Consider the following 18,551-nt stretch of genomic DNA (forward strand, 5'->3'; position numbering starts at 1 on the left):
ACAGTCACAGAAGGTAATGGTATGCCCATGGCTTACAGCACCACACCAGCTAATGGGAGTGAACCGGAGCAGGTGATACCATTACTAGATAGCATCGCGCTTTGTTACAGGTAAACGGGGTCGTCCCAAGAAAAGATTCCGAGTAATAGCCGCTGACAAGGGTTACGACTCATTAGAGAAACGTTCACTGCTCAGAAAAAGGGGTATTAGACCCCAGTTCCCTAAAAGAGTTGATCAGTCCTTGGTGCATCGAGGTAGACCAATCAAAGATGATACACCACGATTTCAACAAGAACGAAGATTCACTTGGTATCAAAGGAAGTACCGACGTTTGGTGGTTCGTTGGGAACGCGGCTTGTGTTGTGTTCGATGCTTTCCTTGCCAAGCGCGACTATTCATATGTGGATTACTAAAATTATATTAGTGGGATAGGTTCATGAGTTGTTGCCTGAAACATCAGAGACATTCATTTACCTGGCCTAGATACGGATCATGGTTCGCCGCTTGGCCTAAAATTTGACCTCTCATCACTTTTCAAACATCCTCTAAGGATACCTAGGAGCCGTATGAGGGGAAACCTTCACGTACGGTATGACAGGAGAGGTGCTCCGGGTAATATCGGACATCGACTCTAATCAACGGCAAAAATTAGTTATATTACATATCTTTGTTTTTGTCAAGTACAATTTATACCAAACAAAATGCGATTACCCTGGTTTTACCCTAGCCAAAATCAAGTGTAACGTTTAGTTAACTAAATGCTCGTTGTTGAAAAATAGTTGCTAGCCTAAATAAGGTTTGATTTAAAAAAGCCTGTTTTAAAAGGTGCTCAGGTAAAGTTGAGATGAGAGGCAAAAATAGAGCCGAACAACAAAAAACAAAAAAAAGCTCGTGTTTTAAAAGGTGCTCAGGTAAAGTTGAGAGGAAGAAATAGAGTCGAACAACCGGAAAATTAGCCAACCATTAAAGAGTGTGAAGGATAGCCAAGCCTAAAAACAAAAGGCTAAAAAGGCGAATTCACCAAAACCGGCAATGCTAAACCTGGTATTCGGGATAGCTATGCTAGAGAAGATAACCAACAGAGGAAGAATAATGAAATTAGGAAAAGAATTCCTGTCTTTTTGCTTGGCAGGGGTTGTCATGCTAGGAATAGTACTTGGCTTTCCTACTAAAGCCCATGCACAACAGGCAAGCTTCACCAATATTCTCGTTGCGATTGATGCCCAAGAGATACTAGAAGACTACTGCAGGCCAACAGTGAACGGGGGTGTTATAGAATGGGTTGATTGTAAGGGCACACAAGCTCGTCCCCAGATGGTTAACACTGACTTCATTCACATGCTAGTGAAGCAAGATCGGGCTGTATCTTCGCAAGGCGGAGCAGAACTAACAATATCAGCAGCTCCAAGCGATGTAATTCGCTGGTCTAGTACATCATTTTCTAACAATTCTGCGTACACTGTTCCTTTGTATAAATTTCGCAAAATTGGAGGGGCGAGTGACCTGTTGAACAACCCTCAACACCTGGTTACAGAAAACTGTTCCGCAATCCCCAAGAGTGAGGGTAGGCAGGACATTCCAGCTTGTGGTCGAACTGGAGATGTAACTTACGGGGGTATAGAATTCAGGCGGCAACGTCAAGATGGGGATTTTTGGCAGGCCACTGTACTTGCAACCGGTCGGCAAACATACACTTTTGATTTCACTGTGTTGGATCAAAAAGGTGGAAGTCATGGCTTTTACCGATGGGATCCTTACATTATAATCAGCTACCGATGATAAATAACTTTTACTGCTGTAAAGTTATTTATCTTGAAAAATACTGAGTCTCAATATAGAGGAAGAAATAATATATTATTTCTTCCTCTTACGGCAATGCTAAGCACCTACACATAATTAATTGCCTACTCCCAATCTCTGTAACCCTTACATTGTAAGGCTTTGAGTTTTGGAAAATGTGTAATTAATTATTAATTTTGTGAACCTGCTTAAACCTGGTATTCGGAATCTAAGTACAGGACAAAAGTTTTAGAGAGTGCGAAAAGTCAGCCTGATTGTGGATAAAAGGATTTAAAACCAAATGCCGCAAGTAGTCAAATCCGTTCGCGAAATAAGCTCGCTCGCCGACGACCGTGTTTTTTAATAGTAATGGGTTGATACTGGTGTAACCACAAACCCGTTCCCATTGACCAACGAGCGTGCCAGTGTCAGCAGCGGCTTTAAGTTTGCGTAAACGCTCAGCTAATGTAAAGTGAGTAGACTCAAGGCAAAAGCGGAGGGTCAGCACCCACCCATCAGGAATCCCCATCCAGCTCACAACGATTTTGGCAATCTGGGCGTAATCCACCTCAAAGCCTCGAAAAAATCGCTCTGAGACGCAAGTAAGCTCGATTCCGGCAGTGCCCTGCCTCCAAACCCTAACGACAGCTCACAGAGATTGACGGTTTTTACCTTCAACAGAGCCAACAAGAACAGGGCATTAAGCGAGAGTCTGGCTCCATCCCAGCTCTTTATGCTCTTGGAGTAATTGCTTCAATTCGCGCTTATTGATTCATAGGGTTAAGGGCAGATTGTGGTATTTCTGATGAAACCCTATCCTGCTATTCATTTCAAGCTTTTTGTCCTGTACTTAGATTCGGAATAGCTATGCTAGAGAAGATAACCAAAAGAGGAAGAAGAATGAAATTAGGAAAAGAATTCCTGTCTTTTTGCTTGGTAGGGGTTGTCATGCTAGGAATAGTCCTTGGCTTTCCTACTAAAGTCTATGGACAAGAGCGAGTCATAACCAATGTTGTCGTTGCGATTGATGTCGAAGGGATACTAGAAGACCACTGCACGCCAACAGTGAACGGGGGTGTTATAGAATGGGTTGATTGTAAAGGCACAGAACTTAGCCCCCAGATAGTTGACAATAGATTAATTCACATGCTAGCGAATAACGGTCGGGCTTACAATTTACGAGAAGGAGCAGAACTAACAATATCAGCATTTCCAAGCGATGTAATTCGCTGGTCTAGTACATCATTTTCTAACAATGAGTTATACAATATTGTGTCGTATAAATTTAGCCCAACAAGAAGAAGAATAAGGCCGGATGTGTTGGACACTCCTAAAAAAATGGTTATAAAAAAGTGTGTCGCAGTCCCTATGAGTGAGGCTCGGCAAGACATTCCATCTTGTGGTTCAACTCCAGTAGTAAATTACGGGGGTATAGATTACACGCTGCAACGTCAAGATGGTGATTTTTGGGAGGCCACTGTACTCGCATTCGGTCGGCAAAAATACACTTTTGATTTCACTGTGTTGGATCGAAAAGGTGAAACTCATGGCTTTTACCGATTGTGTAATATAATTACAAATAGGCGTTTCTGGATTAAGCTATGAAACGCTAGGTAACCAGGGTAAGCGCAAGAATCAATAAGCTGTAGCTTATTGAGAAAAAAAGGGGATAATTATCAACAATTAAACTCTATTGAGAATAAAGTTCTACGAGATTATAGGGGTTTCGAGGCACGATCAACCGATATCCAGCCAATGCACATTATGGGCAATTTTTTCTTGCGCTTACCCTGGCTAGGGAACTGGAAGCTCATGGACTGAAGTTCACCTGTACAAATGTACTATCATAGCCCAAAAGTTATGCCAATCAAGGCTTTGAGTGCTGTAGAACAATAGTACTACTGGGTACAACCAGTTTGATAAAATGCTTGTACCTATTGCTATGATTAGATTACAGCGTACTAGACTAGTGTGGCGCGTACGCTTAGGCTATTCATTATAGCACAACTTAGTATCCCTAGGCCAGAAAACCCCGTAGCCATGTGAAGGTTTGTTTTTGAAATGTGTACGCTCTATAATAAAAAATTAATAGATGAGCGCCAAAATCAGCACTACATCAGGCGATGAATCGATTGGTACCCAGTAGTACATTAGTCCTACCTGTCAAAATGTAGGCACCGTAAGAGTTGAGGGATTCATAGTACACGTGTATGGGGGAACTTCAGTCTAAGGCTTTTTGGTCAGAAGCTGAGGAGGTAATAATTTGCCAGGCTGGGTCAGTAATAAAACGGTCGTATCGTTCTTGGTGAATTACTTCTGGCGAGGTTAATAAATCCCTAGTATTCGACCAACGGAAAGCACCAGCAAAACAGCAGTCGAGGATACCCAAGAAATGACGACAGGGTAATTGACTTAAAGCATCGTGTAACTTCGTCATGGGCAGATAACTATTAGTATCCCCCAGTTTGGCATCTTGAGGAATTAGGTAACCAGCCGGGCCATCATCGCCATTGAGAGCGACTCCATGACCAGCAAAGTAAAATAATAAGCGGTCATTTTCAGTAACTTGTTCGGGTAAGGTATGGGATAAAAATTTGTTAAACTTAGACAGAGTTGCCACTTCGTCTAGGCATTCCCAGACTTCGTAATCATGCTTCTCGCGGAGAATTTCTGCTAGTTGTTTAGCATCGTTGACGGCGGTGTTCAGGGTGGAAATGCCGTTTGTATAGTTATTAATACCGATGATAAATGCGAGGTTGCGGGAGAACATATAGCAGTTGGCGATTTTCTTAAATGCCAAATTATGGTTTTTTATGAAACAGGAATAACCCCTTATTAAGGGGCAGGTATATTTCAATATTCCTAAGCATTTAGCTAAGGCACTACCTGCTGAATGCTGAGTGCTAATAGCCGATTTTTAAGTGTCTATAAACTTATCTGGCTAACCCCCAAAAATTATGCAGCAAATTTTCAAGGGTGGCTCTCCCACAGGACTTACCCACGAACACTCTTAAGTCCCCATCTTTCCCCTATCGCAACACTCTTGCCCCTGTTAACTAGGCAACACTTCTGCCTATTACCAATTACCAGGCTTCATTGATAAATTGAACAAAATTGTTGGCTTCTCTAGGGCTAATGCTAACAAAAATAACCAGATAAATAATTAACATTAGGCTTAATGTATTGAACTCTCTCATTTCTAATTTCCTCAGAATAGTTAGGGATGAAATTACTGATTAACTTAGTAATTGAAGGTATAATAGTAAGGATTAGTAAGTATTCAGCTATCAACAGCTGATAGCTGATAAGGGTAGCTTTTCAACTAGCCCGTTAGCCCTAGACTGAATCCTGACATAGCTGTCGTTTAGAACTCTCCAATTAACAAGCTTTAATCAACTTCCTCTAGTTTCGTGCCTTTTTTCAGGTTTTGACAGTACCCTTGTGGGTACTCTTAATCCTGGAACTATTAGCTTTAGGACTGTAATTACTTAAAATAGCTATCTCTACAGAAGTTTTTCCCGATTCCCGATTCCCGATTCCCGATTCCCGATTCCCGATTCCCGATTGCTGATTCCCGATTGCTGATTCCCGATTGCTGATTCCCGATTCCCGATTCCCAATTCCCGAACCCAATTGAGAACTGTTATATTGGGTGGCATGGGTGCCTACAGCATTGAACTCCCTATCTGCCTAGCTTATAACTCCCTTTGATTGTGCGGTCGTTTTCTTTTGTCTGTTAGTCTTCAGATGCAACCCGTGGCGAATTTAATAATTAGATGCGGAAAGCCCACCTAATTGCCTTTTTCTCTGTTCACAAATTTTTCACTCTACCCTGATAGGATGTCGTACTGGTAGTTAATTGTAATAGAGGTTATTACCTCTATTGTTATTCAGGTGTTATTCAGGGCTGATTGACTGACAAAGCTCCTACAAACTATGGTGTCGCTGCTATCCCGCTAGGGGGTAAAACCCCTAGTTCATGTAGGGTGGGCAGTGCACCAGACAGATAATCAAGCTTGCAAAGGGCGTTGGTAGGCACTGCCCACCCTAGGATTAATGACTAGCTAGTTCATGTAGGGTGGGCAGTGCACCAGACAGATAATCAAGCTTGCAAAGCGCGTTGGTAGGCACTGCCCACCCTAGGATTAATAACTACCTAATAACTCAAGTCTGTTAAAACGGACTAGAGATAAAGGGTTGTAGTCGGTTGAAACCGACCTTAGCTATGAGCTGTGGACTTAAATCCATGGCAGGTTTGATGGCAAAGCCCAACATTGTTGAGTAAACCAGTATTCAAAGACAGACTAGGCAAGACTGAAACCTAATCTTTATATTCCCAAAAACCGGGATTTTAGGGATTGGTCAATAACATCTAAATCGGTAGCTCCTGAGTAGTTTGTAGCTACCTACTAATTGAAGTAGCAATAGGTAAGCCAATGGAAATTTTTAAGCAACGTCAGCAGCCAAAAGAAACTAATTCTCAAAGTGCTAATTTTTACTACTTTAGAGGAATTAGCCATCTAGTGGTGGGCAAATTTCAAGCAGCCATTCTGGAATTGAATGAAGCCATTGAGATTGACCCCAACCATGCTGCTGCCTATGACAACCGTGGCATATGCCTTCGAGAATTAGGTAAGCATCAAGAAGCCCTAGCAAATTTTCAAAAATCAGCTGCAATTTACCAAAAAAAGGGTAAAACGGATGATTATCAAAAGATAATAGCCAAAATTCACCACCTTTACTCACGGTGATTCGCTTAAGCCTGTGTAGTGAATGGTATAGGGCTAGGGGCAATGGCATTGGCAATAGGCAAGAGACAAGAGGCAAAAGTTAACTACAGGTGCGCTTTCCGCTTCAGGACTGACACAAAACTGGGCACTAAACGCTACAAGTAGTAGGTTACGTTAATAACGCACCCTACAGATAGTGTTACTACGGAAGTCCTGAATTCTTACTCTCGCCTTTTTCATAAATTTTCACAAAGCGCGTGATTAACTAGTGGGTTGTTCAAAGACTATGCACTATTGGTGAGGCTCGCCAACGGCATCTATTGATTAACTCATTTAACAATCATTTGTCAAATGTCATTAGTCAATTTCCAATTAACTTTGGAAATTGGAAATTGACTAATGACCAATGTTCGATTATTACTTGAAACAAAAGCACCCAGTCATGCAACTTGGTAAAATTCTGATTCGTAAACGAATTATTTCTACAAATCAACTCAATAAAGCCCTGGAAATCCAGTCTTTAACAGGAATCAAATTGGGAGAAATTTTGGTAACTAAAGGATTGATTGAATCTCAGGATTTGGAGCAAGCACTTTTGGAACAATATTGGCGAATAAATGGGTTTTGGGTGATTGACTAGTCCCACTGGATATAATTCAAAATTCAAACGCCAAAATTCAAACGTATTCCATCGTTATTATCTAAAGGTTTTGATAGCTTTGAATGGTATCTTCGGATTAGCTTTAGGGATTAGATATTAGAAACAATAGGAGCAATTGATCGCCTCCGTTTAATCACCCATCACACCCCATTTGTTACATCAAGTACGGCATCCGTTACTACATCCGTTACTACATACTTTACTACATCCGTTACTATAGCAATTGCTGAATTCACTGCTCCAAAGTCCCTAAAATCCAGAGATTTATAGCTGACCGAATTGAAAACCGCTGTAATTATTTAAATCCTCATCATTCATAAGATAAAACTGGAAATGAGAGTAATATTTTGCGATAGCGTCTTTGACCATAAACTGATAGAACCTGATTACGAAGAAGAGATTAAAGCTGCCAAATTAGCTGGCTTCATAACTTCCCTATTCAGCTTTGAAGACTTGACTGATGGCAAGGTAGCTCGTTCATTAAGGTATGTGGAAAATGCGGAAGTGGAGGAATTGGCTATTTATCGTGGATGGATGTTAACTCCTTTATCCTATGGGTTACTTTATCATGGACTTTTAAACAAGAAGATCAAACTGATTAATACTCCAGCAGAATTTAAATATTGTCACTATTTACCTGAGTATTATCCAAAAATCAATGCTTTAACTCCAAAATCGAATTGGACAGTGGGTCAGGAAATGAATAATTGGGAAGTGATTAATTCCCTGACCGATGAGTTTGGAAATTATCCTATTATTGTCAAGGATTATGTAAAATCAGAAAAACATAACTGGCAGGAAGCTTGCTTTATTCCAGATGCATCCAATAAAGACAACGTGAAGAAGATAGTAGAAAGGTTTATAGAGCTGCGAGGTTCGGCCTTGAATGAAGGGCTGGTGTTCCGAAAATTTGAAGAGCTGGAATTTTTAACGGAACATTCTAAAAGTGGTATGCCATTGACAAAAGAGTACAGACTATTATTCGTTTTTGGTAAATTGGTAAAACTGTTTAATTATTGGGATGAAGGTGACTATGGTGATACAATACTAGACCTCACGCCTTTTCTTGATGTTGCCCAAAAAATAGATAGTAATTTTTTCACGATGGATATTGCTAAGAAGACTAATGATGATTGGATGATTATAGAGCTTGGTGATGGGCAAACAGCTGGGCTCCCGGATAATGGAAACAAAGGGGAATTTTATATGGAATTAAACAAAAATATAGGGCAGCATGTTTAATGTAAGCAGTCAGCAGTCAGCAGTCAGCAGTCAGCAGTCAGTCTTTGGCCTTGGCCGTTGGCCACGCTACGGGAATGGCTGATAGCCGAATGCTTACAATTACGCGAAGGCATTTACTGATAAATTCCCCTAACGCTATCTCAATCAATAACTTGAAGCTGAATATGGCAGCAGCAAAGCCGGTGCTCACCCTTACCGGAGGCTGGGCGACAGCAATGTCTTTCGCCCTAGGTGGGGTAACCCTAGCCATGTCGGGAAACTGTATTTTGGCCGACTATGCCTTGGCCGACATGGTTCCGGATGGGACATTGGGTAATGAATCGTCAGTGGTGATACCTAATACCACTGTCCGAGGAGAAATCGGGGATGTGATCGAAGGTGGCGCAACACGAGGTGCTAACTTATTTCACAGTTTCCAGGAATTTAATGTCGGAGAACTGCAACGGGTTTATTTTGCTAATCCCTCTGGGATCGAGAATATTCTAACCCGGGTAACCGGGGGGAATCTATCCAATATTCTAGGCACTTTGGGAGTAGATGGATCCGCTAATCTGTTTTTGCTCAATCCCAATGGTATTGTGTTTGGATCCCAGGCAAAATTAGATGTCGCTGGTTCCTTTTTTGCGTCTACTGCTAATAGCTTGGTATTTGGTGATGGGCTGGAGTTTAGTGCCACATCCCCACAAGCCCCACCACTCTTAACGATTAATATTACCCCAGGATTGCAGTATGGCAAATATGACCCCAGGACAACAATTACAAATGCTGGCAATTTAGCTGCTGGAAAAGACTTGACCCTAGCCGCAGGCCATCTGGATTTACAGGGTCAACTAAAAGCTGGTCGGAATTTGACTCTGTTGGCAGAAGATACAGTCAACATTAGCGATAGTGTAGCGCAACCGTTTATCGCCAATGCAGGTGGTTTGTTCGTAATTCAGGGTAATCAGTCGATTACTATTGCAGCAAAGAACCATTCCGATAGCGGTTTATTTGTTGGTTCCGATTTACGGTTGCGATCGCCGGGTCCGATCACAGGAGATACTAACTATACCGTTGGCGGAAATATCAGCATCGAGCAGGCAGTTGGATGGTAACCCAGGGAATTTCATCAGTCCCAATGATCCCATTATTCTAGCTAATGGAGATGTTAGTTTAGGAAACTATACCGGAGCATCACTGCATATTTTGGCAGGAGGAAGTGTTACCGTTGGGGACATCGAAATTAACTCTACCGATACCGGAGATAATGCCATTAGCCCTAATAATTCCAATCCGTTCTTGGCTAGTCTGGCTAATGTGACCTTGTCCGATGAAGCGAGAACTTCTGTAGTGATTGATGGCAGTAAGCGACCTACCCTCGATATTCGTGCTGGTATAGATTGGACATTACTGGGAGGTTTTCCAGGAAATACCGATAGTGGTAACCTTGCTCCTAATTTTGGGACTGCTGCTACTAGTGCAAATATCGAAATTGGCAACATTGAGATTAAAGCACCGAATGGACTGGTATTGTTAACCAATCAGTATCAAGCTAACCCATCCTTAGTTAGTGACAAGCTTACAATTAGTTCACTTCTGACTGGTGACGGTACCGTAGCTAACCTAGTCAATGATAAGTTTACGAAGTTTGAGATAGATAGTAGTAAGCAGAGGTTTTCAGGGAATGGTGGCTCGGTCTTTATTAGACCTCTTGCATAAGTCTCATAAACCTTGGTCAACACAAGGCAAAAGGCAAAAGGCAAAAGGCAAAAGGGCTAGATTTTGATTTCATATTTATTTTTGCAAGAGGTCTAGTGTGGGGAGTGTGGGGAGTGTGGGGAGTGGGGGAGAATTGAGGTAAATTATAAATTCAATGTTCGCAACTCTGACTTCCGACTCCCGATTCCCTACTCCCGATTCCCTACTCCCGATTCCCTACTCCCTACTCCCTACTCCCTACTCCCTAGATTTTAGTAATAATAAGGATTTTCCGGTTCAGGAATTTTCTTAATCCCACTGGCTTCAATCACCAGCTGGCGTTTATCATCGAGGGTTTCTGTAATCATGTTACCTTCAACTTCGATCCAGGTATCGGACGGATAATCATTACGGTTTTCAGTAAGTTTAACTGGCAAACCTAAAGGATAAGCGTCAGCAGCACAACAAGTAATCACAAACCGGGAAATTAAGATATGGTCTAGAGGGAGATTAGGATGAATCACTACAAAACCATCTACTTTTACCTTTTGACCGGTATAGGCATCTGGTTCAGGATAAACATTCAAAAGCTTGATCCATTCAATTAGGCTGCGCTTTTCAGGATTGCTAGCACTGCGGAAGGATTGCGGTTGCGATCGCGTTATGGTGGCGGAGTCGGCAATACCCCGGTGTAGGGCGGTTTGGCTAGTAAATGCTTTGGGTGTCACGATTAAACCAACCATTGCCGTAGCGATCAGGAAGCCACTACTCCAACTAGGGGGAAATAAGGTTGTATGTTGAGCAGCTGGCCTAGTTACTCCCTTACCTAACCGGTGTTGACGCTCTAACTTCAGCAGTTGGGATAACCTCAAGCCTGATATTAACAATAAAATTACACCAGTGATAATTACCAAGCTAAAGTAATTGGGATGAATTAATAAGCTTAACTGACCACTTAGCCAGTATTTCAACAATAAAACTCCCCATAACGCTAAAGAAATTACTTCTAAAAGAGGAATTGACCAGTTTCTCCTGTAGGAACTTTTTCTGGACAAACGTCCTGAATGCTTAGATGGATTCATGATTAACAAGCCAATGGATTGTAGGAGGATTTAAAATTTTATAACTCCCTACTCCCTAACTAACATACAAATTAATAAACAAAGTCAATAAAAATGTTAACTGCCCTGCTATGAGAAATAGGTAAATGATTGACTTGGTTTTAAATACCGATAACAGTAAGCCGATGGCTTTGATGTCAATCATTGGTCCGAAGACTAGAAATGCTAACAACGAGCCACTAGTAAAGGTTGAGGCAAAGGCGAGGGCAAAAAATGCATCGACGGTGGAACAGATGGATACTACAGCGGCCAATAGCATCATGGCCAAAATAGACATCACTGGTCCTTGACCGAGGCTGATGATAATATCACGGGGGATAACGACTTGAATTATGGCTGCGATCGCACTACCTAAAACTAGGATTGAGCCTAGCTCCCGAAACTCTTGTATAGCATTTTCGATAAATAGCTGTAGTCGGTCAGGCAAGGGTTTGCTTTGTATGTCCTGGCTAGGGGGTGTGTTTAAGACATTAGCGTCTAAGGCCAAGGGTGTACCAGATTGACCGAGTAAATATGAGCCTGATTGTAGTAATGCTGGCTTATCCTCAGCAAATTTCCTTGGTCTAGAGCGAAACACTGCTCGTTGCAGTAGGGGGCCTAAGTCTTTCTGAGTACTGAAGACACAGCCGATAAAAATGGAAATACTTAAGGAAAATAAAATTCGCAATACCCAGATTTCCGGCTGGTCTCGAAAGGCTACCCAGGTTGACCAAATTACTACAGGATTGATGGTTGGGGCTGCGAGCAAAAACCCAATTGCAACTGGTGCTGGTGCTCCCTGGCTCAGCAGCCGCCTAGCCACTGGCACATTACCACACTCACACACTGGGAACAAAAAGCCGACACAACTACCAAAAACTGCTCCTAGAAAGGGGTGGCGAGGCATACTAGCAATCAGCTTGCGCTCATCCACAAAAAACAGCAGTAAGCTGGAGAGAATCACCCCCAGTAGCAAAAAAGGTGTTGCTTCAACCAACAAACTCAAGAATAGGGTGAAGGCGTTGTTGAGCTGATTCATGCATTTCCTATTTATGCTTGAGCAACGTTATAAGCAAGACAAAAATCAAAGGTCAAAAGTCAAACACTAGTCTGTGGTAAGGCTTTTGGATACCACCGATAGGGAAATTTAATCGGGAAAACCTTACCTGATATCAGACGATTGTTTTGTGACATAGAGGCCAGATCTTTCCCCGTAGGGTGGCGCTTAGCTACACTTCGTGAGAGCGTTTGGAATAGTTGACTACTCCCCCGCATAAATGACGGGGGATTCTAATAAGGAGGTTTCGTGACTGGATGAATCCACGTCACTCCACGCTGTTTTCTTATTAGCTGACCACAGGAATACCCTGTGGGGACGAGTCAAAACGCCCCTACCCAGTCGGTCTAGGCTAATACCTAGCGTTCTGCTTACTTTGCGGATTATATTGGCAGCACCATTACAATCCGCATTGACATACCAATTCATTGCCGTTCGGTATAAACCGCGCTTCGTTCTTCTCCCTGACGGCTTCCAATCCTTGGGTTTTTCACCATATTTTGGCAGATAGTCACCATCTAAGAACGATGTTTTACTGGTATAGCTTTCTTCTGTTTCTATAAACTCGATTCCATACTGTTGACAAAGCTGAGCAATTCTTTCTTTGAGTCTAGCTGTAGGAATTGGCACAAACTCCGAGTTAATCTTTTTGCCTAGTCTTATCTCATGCTTGCCTCCTTTATTCCAACCAAAAATCACTCGACCAATTTGATTTTCCAAGCAATGATGGATAACTAGTCTCGCGGCTTTGTTAATTCCATCGCGCATCTGACGGTTACGTTTTTCAGTTATCGCCGCTATATCTTTAGACCAAAATCCTTTTAGGTGCGCTTGACCTTGTTTGATTGTTGATATTTGTTTGTTATACCAACGATTCATCGATTTGATGTGCTTGCCATCAATAATAAAGCTAGTTCCTACATTAGAAACACAGGTTAGCCAGTTATCCAATCCTGGGTCAATTCCAAGTACATTCTCGGGTTCACCACTTGGCGTTTCTATTTCTTTTTTATAAACCAACTCAACATAGAAACATCTATTCCTTGGCAGTATTCTTAATTCTCTGATTTCATCAAATTCAATATTGCTAGGAAGAGGCAATCTAAAACTATCAATGCCAAACCAGCACTTTACTTGGCTGCCCAATGGTATTCTTATGTTTCCATCTATTAATCTTAAGGCTTGCTTTGGATAACTGACCAATGCCAAACCTCCTTTTTTTCTATACTTGGGCAGTCTTGGTATATTCTCAATCTTCCCTTTTCGGTATGCTTTAATCAATTCTTTGTAGGATTTAAAGGACTCGTATACCGATCGAAGTATTTGTTGGGCTGCTTGGGAGTGAAGTGCCTTATAGTGAATATTGGGCTTGTATTCTTTTTCTAGCTCAAACTTACTTATGTAGCGATTGGCTTTAAAGTAGATTTGACGAGCAAAGTAGATTCCCATATTTGTCAATCTATGAGATTGTATGCATAAAAAGTTGAGAATTGCCGACAATTCGCGATCTGGACTTAATAAAACTTGCTGACAGCCGTACACTTGAATCACCTCCTCGCGAATTACTCATTATACCATAAACAGGACACATAAATGTGTCTGCGGACGAAGGCTCGCTCGGTTTCATCCCCTGGTTAAAACACAGGGGCTTTCACCATCGCTTCTTGGTAAGAGTTTTACTATCCTTGTTACTATCCGTTGGAAGGTTAAGCCAATGTCTGACCTAAATAAAATAGTATACCCTACTCTTGACCTATTCCTCTACGATCTACGGGAAGGTCTAGGGCAAGACCCGGAAATTATTGATTATAACCGTGAACGATTCTGGCAAAGAATCTATGGTCATCCCGAGGGTGATGAATCAGACCTGATCCTAGAGCCGACGTTACTGGCTAAGCTCAAACAGGCAGAACGCTCAGAATCTAGGTTGGTGGAACTATTGGGTGCTGATGTGGTCAAGCATTTCGAGCGTCCTTTGGAAGGCTACTACTACCCTATCCAAATTGGTAACACTTACGCCCTTCAGGTAAACTGTTCCGGAGTCTATGCTGATGGGATCAGACAATCAAACCATTCACCCCAACCCATTACAAATATTAAGAAAATCCAAGGGGAAATTCTTGCCCACATCAATCATCAACCTGGAGCAATTGGTCAAACTTGGATCATGTGGGGTCAACTGTGTGACCGTGATCAAGACCCTACACAAATTGCCCTAGAATGCTACAAGCAACTGGTGTCTAAACCCGACTGGTCAAGAGACTTTCAAGCCCAAGGCAAAGTGCTAGGGGGTACTTTATTTGAATTTTGGCGTCCTCCCGCTGATTGGTCAGAGCCAGAAGCGATCAAAAACAACCATCATCTTTTAATTTGGTTGTTTCCCAAAAAGCGTTCTATTGATTCTATCATCGATAGCATTACTGGTATTTATATAGACTTAATTTACTTATTGTATTATCGTAACAAAATTCTTTGGGCTTATGGTGAAATTAACCGACCACTAGCAGAACTTAAAGCTGATCTAGTCTCAGTTAAAACTAGTATTGCTCAGATCAGCATGTTACCCCAAAATACATTAAAATTAAGGGAAATACTAAGCAATAATCTCAACCTATTGTCTCGTTATGCTACTAATTTAGGGATGCTGGATTCCCAAACCCAAACCATTAAAACCAATATCGAAGATTACCAACAACGATTGACTAAATTAAAACAGGTTTATCAACGGAGTGATTGGCACATTCTGAGAGAGTTTAGGGATTTAGCAGCTAGCCAATATCTGCAACAAGTGGAGATGGATCATGGGAGATTTAAGTCTGGTTTAACCTTACTAGAAAATCTAATTCGGACAGTAGATGGCATGACCCAAACTTACCAAACCCAGAGTAATCGTAGCTTACACCAAAGCATTGCTCTGGCTGGTGTGGGAGTAGCAACCAGTAGCATTACCGCTACTGTCCTAGTTAAACAACAACCCCCTGATAACAATACTATCTTTATCTTGACACCAGCTTTTGCCTGGAGTCTTCTCACTGGTGCGATCGCTACTTTGCTAATGTGGATAATTTTAAGGTTATTTGGTCGTTAAGGGAGTCGGGAGTCGGGAGCGGTGCGACCCGTGGCGAATTTAATTCGCCTACGGAAAGCGCACCGAGGGAGTCGGGAGCGGTGCGACCCGTGGCGAATTTAATTCGCCTACGGAAAGCGCACCGAGGGAGTCGGGAATAAAAATTATCACAATTTATTGACGATAGTATAATTTTTTTCGCATATCTTTCCAAGTTTATACGATTTAACGCGATTTACTTTTTCCGTATATCTCAATAAAATTACTCTTAAAAACAAACGAAATTTAATTGAAGATATTATATTTTTTTCCGATTCCTGATTCCCAATTCTTAATTCTTAATTCTTAATTCCCAATTCTAAATTCTTAATTCCCGATTCCCGATTCCCGATTCCCGATTCCCAGATCCGCTGTTCCCTGCTCCCTACTCCCTCAAAACCGATTATGTACTTAAAAAAATCCCAAACCCCTTTATTACTGCTGCTGTGGATTACGATTGGGACCTTGCTCCGCTTTGCTAGTCTAGGGGTTTTACCTCCTTGGACTGATGAATGTGCCACAACAGTATTTAGCTTGGGTAACAGTTTTTACTCGTTACCTCTGAATCAGTTTATGGGAGTAGAAACCCTATTAAGCCCACTACAACCGTCTCCTGAAGCTGGCATTAGTGATGTTATTCATTATTTATTAACGGAAAGTACCCATCCCCCAGTTTATTTTGCTCTGACTCATCTGTGGCTGAAACTATTCCGATTAGAGGATGGTATGGTTTCGATTTGGGCAGTGCGATCGCTTTCTGCTTTATTGGGAGTAATCTCGATTCCTGCTATCTTTTGCCTAGGTCGGCTGGCCTTTCGCTCACTATTGGTAGGTCACATAGCAGCAGCAATGATGGCTGTTTCCCCTTTCGGGATTTTTCTAGCTCAACAGGCTCGTCATTATACTCTGGCTATTTTGCTGGTGATAGTATCTCTGGGTTGCTTGGTGAAAGCGGTAGAGTTAATCCACCGTGGTGAAGGGTTGCCCAGTTGGCTAGGGTTAGGGTGGGTGGGAGTGAATAGTCTGGGGATTGCTACCCATTATTTCTTTATCTTGACTTTAGGTGCGGAAGCGATCGCATTATTGGGACAAGCTTGGCGAGAAACTCAGCAAGACCGACTAGCTTTGCTCAAACCTTACTGGTGGCGGATTTATGGAGTAGCTATGGGTTCGGTAGCCGGATGTTTAGTGTGGATACCGGCCTTACAAGCCATTCATGATAGTCCCCCTACCCAATGGATTTATAGTCAAAATGCGATCGCACGATGGATTGAACCCATAGGACGATTCCTACTATGGCTGTTCAGTATGGTGTTACTGCTACCCTCTTCTTTCTATGACCTATCCCTAGGAATTATTATTGTTTCCGGTATAGTTACGTTAATCCTAGTGGTTTGGATAGTATCCCATCTCCGCTATGGACTGAAATTGCAGCAACTCGATCACCATAACCGTTCCGTTATCACCATCCTAAGGGAGTATGTCTTGGCAGCAATTGGGTTATGTTTAGTCTTGACCTGGGGTTTCGGTATAGATTTAAGCACAGCCCCTCGTTTTCACTTCGTCTACTTTCCAGCAGTGATCCTCTTGGTGGCAGCAAGCTTAGGTGGTTGTTGGAATCAGATAGTGGGGAATAGGGAACAGGGAATAGGGAACAGGGAACAGGGAGCAGCGATGCAGCGCGGTCTTGGGGGTTTCCACGGGGCTTACAAGGTGCGGACGCAGGTTCCGCACACAGCCCCTCCCCATGAGCGACTGCATCAAGACGGGAGCAGGGAGCAGGGAAATGGAAGAAAATCCGATATACCTGATCGGGATGAAAACAGCTATAAGTCTTACTTTGGCAAAAGGATAGTTGTAGCGGTATGGTTGATTGGGCTGTTGGGTGGATTAGTGACAGTCTCGAATTTTGGTTATCTTCAAAACGAACGCCCGGATCTACTAGTGTCTATTGTTAAGGAAGCAAGTGAAGCGCCGGTTGCGATCGCAACGACCTACAAACACCATGGACAGACCGGGCGCATGATGGGATTAGCTTGGGGATTGAAAGATATAGCTGTTGCTAATGGTTCTAATGATAATTCCAGGGATTTTCCCCAATTTTTCTTAGTAGGTCGTGACCGGAATAGTTCCAGTTATGAAGATGCTGTCCAACAATTACAACAACAATTAAAGGAATTGCCACGACCACTAGACTTATGGTTAGTCAATTTCCGTACCAAAATTGACCTAGAATCTCAGCAATGCTTTCGAGAAAAGCGCTCTCGAAAGTGGGCTGGTCAGTATAACTATAAGCTTTATCGATGTGTTAAGAATTAAGCAGTCAGCCGTCAGCCGTCAGTGGTCAGCCGTCAGCTTCGTGGCACAGGCTTCCAGCCTGTGACTTCACTCAGTAAAAAATTTGCGTAGGGTGCGTTAGGGACGGGCTCGCCTTCATTTTATCGGTATCCAGTGTTGAGAAAGTCCGTCCCGTAACGCACCACCAGGTCAAACTGATAGCTAAGAACTGATAGCTGACTGCTGACCGCTGACTGCTGATTGCTTAAATAAAAAGATAAAACCTAGTCAAACTACCATGGATAAAGATACTAAATTTGCTTTACTAGTGATTGCTATTCCCCTATGTGGCTTAATTTATTGTGGCTCAGCAATAGCAGTGATGGTTTACAGCGAATACGTCAGAGAACATCCCTTGACATTTGGTACCCTTTTCCTACTAATTCCATTTGCTACCGGAGCATTCATTTGGCTGAGAGCTTCCGCTAAAGCTTATCAAGAAAATGGAACAGGGAGTAGGGAATAGGGAGTAGGGAGTAGGGAGTAGGGAGTAGGGAGTAGGGAAATGGCATCAACAATTCTCACAATTCCTAAACTGATTACTATACCCTACTGAAAGACCAAGGGTAAACAACCTTAAACCTTAAACATCCTAACCTTAAACCTTAAACATCCTAACCTTAAACCTTAAACATCCTAACCTTAAACCTTAAACATCCTAACCTTAAACCTTAAACATCCTAACCTTAAACCTTAAACATCCTAACCTTAAACCTTAAACATCCTAACCTTCAACCTTCAACCTCATAACCTTAAACCTTAAACATCCTAACCTTCAACCTTAAACATCCTAACCTTAAACCTTCAACCTCATAACCTTAAACCTTAAACATCCTAACCTTCAACCTTCAACATCCTAACC

16 protein-coding genes and 3 pseudogenes are annotated in these 18,551 nt (G+C 42.2%); 12 read left to right on the forward strand and 7 right to left on the reverse strand.

The genetic code is table 11. The features are described 5' to 3' along the window. Window positions 1-1,092: 1,092 nt before the first annotated feature. Complete coding sequence (locus F6K64_RS31655) at window positions 1,093-1,779, forward strand: AidA/PixA family protein (RefSeq protein WP_287267447.1); 687 nt, start codon at window positions 1,093-1,095, stop codon at window positions 1,777-1,779. Window positions 1,780-2,008: 229 nt separating this feature from the next. Here F6K64_RS31655 and F6K64_RS39210 read toward each other — a convergent pair. Both F6K64_RS39210 and F6K64_RS39215 read right to left on the reverse strand, forming a co-directional pair. Further along, a pseudogene (locus F6K64_RS39210) lies at window positions 2,009-2,281 on the reverse strand (IS4 family transposase); the annotation flags it as partial. Then, window positions 2,276-2,551, reverse strand: a pseudogene (locus tag F6K64_RS39215) (IS4 family transposase); the annotation flags it as partial. The pseudogenes F6K64_RS39215 and F6K64_RS39210, both read right to left, overlap by 6 nt. Before the next feature lie 128 nt (window positions 2,552-2,679). Between F6K64_RS39215 and F6K64_RS31665 the strand changes: the two are divergent. After that, the gene (locus F6K64_RS31665; protein ID WP_287267448.1) at window positions 2,680-3,384 is read left to right on the forward strand and encodes an AidA/PixA family protein; all 705 of its coding nucleotides are present in this window, start codon (window positions 2,680-2,682) and stop codon (window positions 3,382-3,384) included. Window positions 3,385-4,003: 619 nt separating this feature from the next. Here the strand turns inward: F6K64_RS31665 and F6K64_RS31670 are convergent. Both F6K64_RS31670 and F6K64_RS31675 read right to left on the reverse strand, forming a co-directional pair. Continuing rightward, window positions 4,004-4,549 (reverse strand): annotated as a pseudogene (locus F6K64_RS31670) (caspase family protein); the annotation flags it as partial. Between the two features lie 733 nt (window positions 4,550-5,282). Continuing rightward, complete coding sequence (locus F6K64_RS31675; RefSeq protein ID WP_287267450.1) at window positions 5,283-5,438, reverse strand: hypothetical protein; 156 nt, start codon at window positions 5,436-5,438, stop codon at window positions 5,283-5,285. Between the two features lie 777 nt (window positions 5,439-6,215). Here F6K64_RS31675 and F6K64_RS31680 point away from each other — a divergent pair. The 6 genes from F6K64_RS31680 (at window position 6,216) to F6K64_RS31705 (ending at window position 10,402) form a co-directional block, all read left to right on the forward strand. Continuing rightward, window positions 6,216-6,530: a tetratricopeptide repeat protein gene (locus F6K64_RS31680; protein ID WP_008191057.1), complete on the forward strand. Its 315-nt coding sequence runs from the start codon at window positions 6,216-6,218 to the stop codon at window positions 6,528-6,530. Between the two features lie 385 nt (window positions 6,531-6,915). Continuing rightward, a complete protein-coding gene (locus F6K64_RS31685; RefSeq protein ID WP_008191055.1) occupies window positions 6,916-7,149 on the forward strand; it encodes a cyclic di-GMP-binding domain-containing protein, MshE-related in 234 nt (77 codons plus the stop codon). A 354-nt stretch (window positions 7,150-7,503) separates the two neighbouring features. After that, complete coding sequence (locus tag F6K64_RS31690) at window positions 7,504-8,412, forward strand: ATP-grasp domain-containing protein (RefSeq protein ID WP_287252755.1); 909 nt, start codon at window positions 7,504-7,506, stop codon at window positions 8,410-8,412. A gap of 44 nt (window positions 8,413-8,456) precedes the next feature. Then, window positions 8,457-9,506, forward strand: coding sequence for a filamentous hemagglutinin N-terminal domain-containing protein (locus F6K64_RS31695; RefSeq protein WP_287252753.1), 1,050 nt, complete (start codon window positions 8,457-8,459; stop codon window positions 9,504-9,506). Then, window positions 9,466-10,110, forward strand: a complete 645-nt coding sequence (locus F6K64_RS31700) for a hypothetical protein (RefSeq protein WP_287252751.1) — start codon at window positions 9,466-9,468, stop codon at window positions 10,108-10,110. Before F6K64_RS31695 ends, F6K64_RS31700 begins: the two co-directional genes overlap by 41 nt. Before the next feature lie 154 nt (window positions 10,111-10,264). Continuing rightward, on the forward strand, window positions 10,265-10,402 hold the full coding sequence (locus tag F6K64_RS31705) for a hypothetical protein (protein WP_165691825.1): 138 nt from the start codon (window positions 10,265-10,267) through the stop codon (window positions 10,400-10,402). Here the strand turns inward: F6K64_RS31705 and F6K64_RS31710 are convergent. From F6K64_RS31710 to F6K64_RS31720, 3 genes are all read right to left on the reverse strand, one after another. Continuing rightward, window positions 10,362-11,171: a TIGR03943 family putative permease subunit gene (locus F6K64_RS31710; RefSeq protein ID WP_287252748.1), complete on the reverse strand. Its 810-nt coding sequence runs from the start codon at window positions 11,169-11,171 to the stop codon at window positions 10,362-10,364. The genes F6K64_RS31705 and F6K64_RS31710 overlap by 41 nt on opposite strands. 55 nt (window positions 11,172-11,226) lie before the next feature. Beyond that, the gene (locus tag F6K64_RS31715; RefSeq protein WP_008191045.1) at window positions 11,227-12,228 is read right to left on the reverse strand and encodes a permease; all 1,002 of its coding nucleotides are present in this window, start codon (window positions 12,226-12,228) and stop codon (window positions 11,227-11,229) included. 222 nt (window positions 12,229-12,450) lie between these two features. After that, the gene (locus tag F6K64_RS31720; protein WP_287360487.1) at window positions 12,451-13,788 is read right to left on the reverse strand and encodes an RNA-guided endonuclease InsQ/TnpB family protein; all 1,338 of its coding nucleotides are present in this window, start codon (window positions 13,786-13,788) and stop codon (window positions 12,451-12,453) included. A gap of 172 nt (window positions 13,789-13,960) precedes the next feature. On the opposite strand from F6K64_RS31720, the gene F6K64_RS31725 reads away from it, so the two are divergent. The 4 genes from F6K64_RS31725 (at window position 13,961) to F6K64_RS31740 (ending at window position 18,155) form a co-directional block, all read left to right on the forward strand. Continuing rightward, window positions 13,961-15,334: a hypothetical protein gene (locus tag F6K64_RS31725; RefSeq protein ID WP_287267452.1), complete on the forward strand. Its 1,374-nt coding sequence runs from the start codon at window positions 13,961-13,963 to the stop codon at window positions 15,332-15,334. Further along, window positions 15,304-15,474 carry a hypothetical protein gene (locus tag F6K64_RS31730; RefSeq protein ID WP_154659985.1) on the forward strand — a complete coding sequence of 57 codons (171 nt, stop codon included), beginning with the start codon at window positions 15,304-15,306 and terminating at the stop codon, window positions 15,472-15,474. The genes F6K64_RS31725 and F6K64_RS31730 overlap by 31 nt, the downstream gene beginning before the upstream one ends. Before the next feature lie 283 nt (window positions 15,475-15,757). Beyond that, entirely contained in the window at window positions 15,758-17,671 is a 1,914-nt protein-coding gene (locus F6K64_RS31735; protein WP_287267453.1) for a glycosyltransferase family 39 protein, read from the forward strand. Window positions 17,672-17,927: 256 nt separating this feature from the next. Continuing rightward, entirely contained in the window at window positions 17,928-18,155 is a 228-nt protein-coding gene (locus F6K64_RS31740) for a hypothetical protein (RefSeq protein WP_008191035.1), read from the forward strand. Window positions 18,156-18,551 lie beyond the last annotated feature (396 nt).

Origin of the sequence: Moorena sp. SIO3A2, assembly GCF_010672265.1 — a bacterium.
GTDB lineage: Bacteria > Cyanobacteriota > Cyanobacteriia > Cyanobacteriales > Coleofasciculaceae > Moorena > Moorena producens.

What these genes read in the sequence shown, in the direction of transcription:
- F6K64_RS31655 (WP_287267447.1), top strand. Translation starts at nt 1,093, where the DNA reads ATGAAATTAGGAAAAGAATTCCTGTCTTTTTGCTTGGCAGGGGTTGTC.
- F6K64_RS31665 (WP_287267448.1), top strand. Translation starts at nt 2,680, where the DNA reads ATGAAATTAGGAAAAGAATTCCTGTCTTTTTGCTTGGTAGGGGTTGTC.
- F6K64_RS31675 (WP_287267450.1), bottom strand. Translation starts at nt 5,438, where the DNA reads ATGCCACCCAATATAACAGTTCTCAATTGGGTTCGGGAATTGGGAATC.
- F6K64_RS31680 (WP_008191057.1), top strand. Translation starts at nt 6,216, where the DNA reads ATGGAAATTTTTAAGCAACGTCAGCAGCCAAAAGAAACTAATTCTCAA.
- F6K64_RS31685 (WP_008191055.1), top strand. Translation starts at nt 6,916, where the DNA reads ATGTTCGATTATTACTTGAAACAAAAGCACCCAGTCATGCAACTTGGT.
- F6K64_RS31690 (WP_287252755.1), top strand. Translation starts at nt 7,504, where the DNA reads ATGAGAGTAATATTTTGCGATAGCGTCTTTGACCATAAACTGATAGAA.
- F6K64_RS31705 (WP_165691825.1), top strand. Translation starts at nt 10,265, where the DNA reads ATGTTCGCAACTCTGACTTCCGACTCCCGATTCCCTACTCCCGATTCC.
- F6K64_RS31710 (WP_287252748.1), bottom strand. Translation starts at nt 11,171, where the DNA reads ATGAATCCATCTAAGCATTCAGGACGTTTGTCCAGAAAAAGTTCCTAC.
- F6K64_RS31715 (WP_008191045.1), bottom strand. Translation starts at nt 12,228, where the DNA reads ATGAATCAGCTCAACAACGCCTTCACCCTATTCTTGAGTTTGTTGGTT.
- F6K64_RS31725 (WP_287267452.1), top strand. Translation starts at nt 13,961, where the DNA reads ATGTCTGACCTAAATAAAATAGTATACCCTACTCTTGACCTATTCCTC.
- F6K64_RS31735 (WP_287267453.1), top strand. Translation starts at nt 15,758, where the DNA reads ATGTACTTAAAAAAATCCCAAACCCCTTTATTACTGCTGCTGTGGATT.
- F6K64_RS31740 (WP_008191035.1), top strand. Translation starts at nt 17,928, where the DNA reads ATGGATAAAGATACTAAATTTGCTTTACTAGTGATTGCTATTCCCCTA.